The 4969-nt window shown below is 55.1% G+C and carries 3 protein-coding genes; all 3 read left to right on the forward strand.

Annotation, left to right across the window (positions count from 1 at the left end; genetic code table 11):
- Positions 1 to 133 precede the first annotated feature (133 nt).
- Positions 134 to 799 carry a hypothetical protein gene (locus tag QNK41_RS00990; protein ID WP_319252827.1) on the forward strand — a complete coding sequence of 222 codons (666 nt, stop codon included), beginning with the start codon at positions 134 to 136 and terminating at the stop codon, positions 797 to 799.
- 626 nt (positions 800 to 1425) lie between these two features.
- Positions 1426 to 3093 (forward strand): wax ester/triacylglycerol synthase family O-acyltransferase, encoded by a 1668-nt coding sequence (locus QNK41_RS00995; RefSeq protein WP_319252829.1) that lies wholly within the window; start codon positions 1426 to 1428, stop codon positions 3091 to 3093.
- Between the two features lie 236 nt (positions 3094 to 3329).
- A partial coding sequence (locus tag QNK41_RS01000) for an iron-containing alcohol dehydrogenase (protein WP_319252832.1) occupies positions 3330 to 4969 on the forward strand: 1640 nt, incomplete at its 3' end.

The raw sequence follows: 4969 nt of genomic DNA on the forward strand, positions 1-4969 counted from the left end.
CGCTTGACAATCATAACGCACTGCATCATATTGTCGGCTATAACGCAATGCGTTATCAAGGGCAGCAGCCCAACGGGCTGCAAACAACGAGGCAGCCCACTACCAAACGGATAGAAAAACAAGGAGGTTTACCATGGCACAGGCAAAGACCAAAAAAGACAGCAAGAAAAAGAGCACGGCCAAGACCCGCTTTTATGTGGTCAACACGGTTCAGCGAACTCGCCGCCGGGTGAGCGACAAACTGGAAGATTACAGCGACACCTATATCTCCGGGCCGATCAAAAGTGGCAAGGCACGGGTGACGGATTTGAGACAGACGCCGCGCAAAACGCTGTCCAAATGGCTGGATGAGGGCAAGGAGATGATCACGGATCTGAACCAGGAGACCCGTTCGACGGTGGGCGGCATGATCAAAGACGGCAAGGCGTTTTTGACCAAAGCCGGCACAGCCCCCCGCCAGACCCTCGATGGCGTGTGGGATGACGGCAAGGCCCGGGTCGACGATCTGCGTGACGACGCCCGCAACCGCATGGCGGAGTTGAGGGCGGACACGCGTTCATTGCTCAAAGGGATCGGCAAGGATGCACAGCTGGTTGTGGATGAGGTGATTACCAGCGGCCGTGAGGTACTGGACAAGGTTCCCGGCAAGCAGAAGATCGAAAAAGCGGTCCGTATCCGGGTCCGCACGCTTCCGGCGAAGTTGAATCTGCCCAGCAAGAAGGATATCGATGGACTGGCGCGCCGGGTCGGCACCCTCAACAAAAAGGTCGACGCGCTCCATCGCGCCGTGGCCGCCTGACACCATCGGCATATTGGCTTGCCGCTGATCGGCGACAAAAGCTGTCGAAATTAAGCGGGCGCCAGCCGTTGCGCAACGCCGGGTCAATCTGGCCCGGCGTTGCCGTCTTTTTTAGGCGTTTCATGCAAGGCCCGGCTAATGTCAACAGGCTGGAATCCTTAAAAAACCGCTGCTAAACCGCTCTCGCCTATAGCATATATCGTTTGTCTGCGGCGGATTCCAAGTGTGGACCAATAGCAGATCCTGCCTTTATCAGGAAGATTTTCAGCGGATGACCACCGGGAATCATCAATCAATTGGGGTTGCATATTTTCGAACATAATATATTCTAAACATTAAGTGGTCGTGTTCATAAATACGATGGCATCCGATGACCGACACATCCCGGTCCGTCTGCGTTGCTCGTCGCTTAAATACGACAAGTATTCTCGCTCCTCGCGCCTTGCGGCCCAGGCGTCTCGGCCATCTCGGTGCGTCACCGTCTTTATGAACACGACCACTAAGGTTTTCATTGTTTGTCCCTGAATCTCCTTCTGGTGACAACCACCCGATTCGAATGCACCACTTTATAGCCGGAATCAGCGCCTGGTAAAGGCATATCGTTTGATACAACGAGGAGAAACGCAATGGCCGAACGCATGTCCAATGCCGACAATTTTTGGCTCAGCATGGATCAACCCACCAACCTGATGGTGATCACCGGTTTCATGGAGTTTAAAAAGCCGCTGGACTTTAATCGGCTCTACGCCACCATCGACAGCCGCCTGGCATCGTTTCCGCGGTTTCAACGAAAAATCGTTCAGCCAAAATTAGGCCTTGGGGTCCCTAATTGGGAAGCGGATAAACACTTCGACCTCAGATCGCATCTGCAACGCGTCGCCTTGCCTGCGCCGGGCGATAAGACCGAACTGCAGGCGATGATTGCCAATTTGACGGTTGCCCCCCTGGATGCTTACAAACCGCTGTGGCAGGTCCATTTGATCGAAAATTACGGGGACGGCTGCGTCCTTTTTTTCAGAATTCACCATTGCATCACGGACGGCATTGCCGGCATATACCTGTTGCTCTCGATGGCCGATCAAGACCCCGATGCGCCCTGGCCGAAAAGCCGGCCCAAAAAAAAGCCCAAACCCTTCTCTCTGGGCACGTTGCTGCCCATCGATTCGATCATCGACACGGCCACGAAGACCTTCAATACTGCCGAGAAGTTGGGTCGGCAGGCAATCAAAGAACTGGAAAAAACGATCGCCGATCCCGCGCATTTGAAGCAGCTGGGCAAGCAATACAGTTGTATACCTACCGATTTCGCTTCGGTGCTTTCAAAATACATGATCATGAGTTCCGATCCCAACAGTGCGTTTAAAGGCAAATTGGGGGTACGCAAGCGCATCGCCTGGACGGAGCCCATGTCCCTGGATAAAATCAAAACGGTAGGACGCGCTATCAGCACGGCCACCCTCAACGATGTACTCATCGCCACGGTCACCGGCGCCATGCGCCGCTACTTGAAAAGCCGCAACACGCGGGTCAACGAGCTCGATTTACGGGTCACCGTGCCGGTCAATATCCGCAAACCGGGCACCGAATTCGAGCTGGGCAACAAGTTCAGCCTCGTTTTTCTGCCCCTGCCGGTGCACTTAAAAGATCCGATCCTGCGCCTCAAAGAGGTCAAAAGACGCATGGATCGACTCAAAACCTCACCGGACCCCTTAATCAATTTTGCGCTGCTCAGCGTCATGGGTTATCTGCCGCCGGTATTGGCCAAGCGGGCATCGGCCTTTTTTGGCAATAAGGCCTCGGGCGTCTTGACCAACGTTCCGGGGCCGCGCCAGCCGCTCTATTTTGCCGGTCAGAAGATCGAGAATTTTATGTTTTGGGTGCCCCGCTCAGGAAAGATCGGGCTCGGAATCAGCATTTTCAGCTATGATGGAAAAGTGACCGTTGGAATTGCTTCGGATGAGGGCCTGATGCCCGATCCTGAGATTCTGCTGGAAGGGTTCGAAGAGGAGTTCAACAGCCTCTTAAAGCTGGTCCAGTCCGGGAAGATTTACGATGCGCCCCTGGTGTTGCATGACCGCTACCAGGAGGCCCGTTCAACTGCTGAAACGGCAACGATGACCGACATCGGAGCGCGTAAGTCTCAGGCTTCCTGTCAAGCGCTCACCAAAAACGGCCATCCGTGTAAAAACCGAGCCCTTGCCGATTCGGATTACTGCAGCGTCCACCGCCAGCAGGGGGCGGAAGAGACCCAGCTCCAGGATGTGGCCAAGATTATGCGAGAGTTGACGCGTTAACCATTGACGGCATCGTAAAACGTCCGATATCTGCGTTACGCTCATCCCTCGTCACTGCGGAATACGGTAAGTACACTGCCTACGGCACCCGCGATAGCGGTATTCCCAGGGACTCGCAAGCCTTGATCTCGGGCATTTTACGATGCCGTCGGAAATGCGATTTTCTTCGAGTGAATCAACCATTGTGAGCGGCTTTGTGACCGCTTTCGGCAACCGTTGGCAGGAAAGGAACGAACATGTTACCCGACTATTTTGAATTTTCGCTTCCGACAAAATTGGTTTTCGGCATAGGTATCCTGGAGAATCTCGGCGAGACGGTCAAACCGTTCGGAAAGCGCAAAGCGATCCTGGTGACCGATGAAATTCTGGTCAAAACCGGTCTGGTCGAAAAAGTCAAAAGCGGATTCAAAGGGACGTCAATCAAAATTGCGGCAACTTTCGATCAGGTGCCGCCCAATTCCACCATCGATACGGTTGAAAAATGTGCCGCCCTGGCAACAAAGAAGGGTTGCGATATGTTCATCGCCGTCGGTGGCGGCAGCGTCATCGATACCGCCAAGGTGGCCAATCTCCTGGCAGTCAAAGGGGGCAGCCTTCAGGATCACATGGGTGCCTATCTTCTCGGGAGCGATGAAATCCTCCTTCCGGCCATCGTCATTCCGACAACCGCCGGAACCGGGTCAGAGGTTACCAAAGTGGCCGTGATTGCCGATCCGGAAAACGACGTCAAACTGCCCTTCGCCGAAGCCCAGTTTCTGCCGCATCTGGCCATTTTAGATCCCACCATGACCGTCTCCATGCCGGGTAAACTGACGGCCATGACCGGTATGGATGCCCTTACCCATGCCATCGAGGCTTATGTCGACAAAGAGTGGTCGCCGGCATCGGATGCCTTGGCGCTGCACGCGATCACCCTCATTTCGGGAAACATCCTGCAAGCCTGCGCCAAACCTGACGATCTGCAGGCGCGGGGCGCCATGCAGGTGGGCAGTTTTTTGGCAGGCGTCGCTTTTTCACACTCCATGGTGGGAATGGTGCACGGCATCGCCCATGCCCTCGGCGGCGTCTATCACATTCCCCATGGGCTGGCCAACGCCCTCATCCTGCCGGAGGTCATGGCCCACAACCTTGAAGCCAGGATCGACCGGTATGCGGATATCGCCATTGCCATGGGCATTTCCTTTCCGCAAGTGGTGGGTCAGAGCCGAAGCCTGTTGCGTTCGTCAAGACTGGATGTCTTCTCCAAACTGGCTAATCTGTCCGCAGTCGATTCGCTCAAGGAGCTGGTTTCGACGAGTTCTCACCAGGCCCGCCACAAACTCGCCACGGCGATTGGCAATTTTGGGTTCATCGACACATGGGTCCGTGGACAGGCGGCCCAGGCTGCCGTGGAGAAGATACGCTGCCTCAATCAACAGCTGGCCTATTTGACCAAAATGCCCCTGAATTTGAAAGATGCCGGCATCTCCGATAAGTTGGCCAGGCTCGAACAGGTCGCCACGGTCGCCATGGAGGACGGCGCTATGCTCTACAACCCGGTCGAACCGGAACGCGATGCCGTGATTGAAATTGTCAAGCGGGCCTACCACGCCAAACCGACGCCCCTGCCGGTGTCCAAAGCGGACTTGCGGCCACTGGCTGCCGCGCGATCAGACAAGGCGATGACCCACGTCTTCAAAGACGCCAAGATGCTCTATGCGGTGTTGATGGAGTTCTATGAACTGCTGAAAAACAATCCCGAGATCGGACCCAAGCTGGCCCAGAGCAACCTGTGTGTCCAATTCAGATATAAAAACCCATCGGCGGTGATCACCATCGATGCCACCGGTGCTGAATTGAAGATCATCCAGGGTGATTTCGACGGGCAACCGGAGGT

This window comes from Desulfosarcina sp., from assembly GCF_033791525.1.
Classification (GTDB): domain Bacteria; phylum Desulfobacterota; class Desulfobacteria; order Desulfobacterales; family Desulfosarcinaceae; genus Desulfosarcina.

Excerpts from the sequence above, each read along its gene's own strand:
- QNK41_RS00995 (WP_319252829.1), top strand. The coding sequence starts at position 1,426 with ATGGCCGAACGCATGTCCAATGCCGACAATTTTTGGCTCAGCATGGAT.
- QNK41_RS00990 (WP_319252827.1), top strand. The coding sequence starts at position 134 with ATGGCACAGGCAAAGACCAAAAAAGACAGCAAGAAAAAGAGCACGGCC.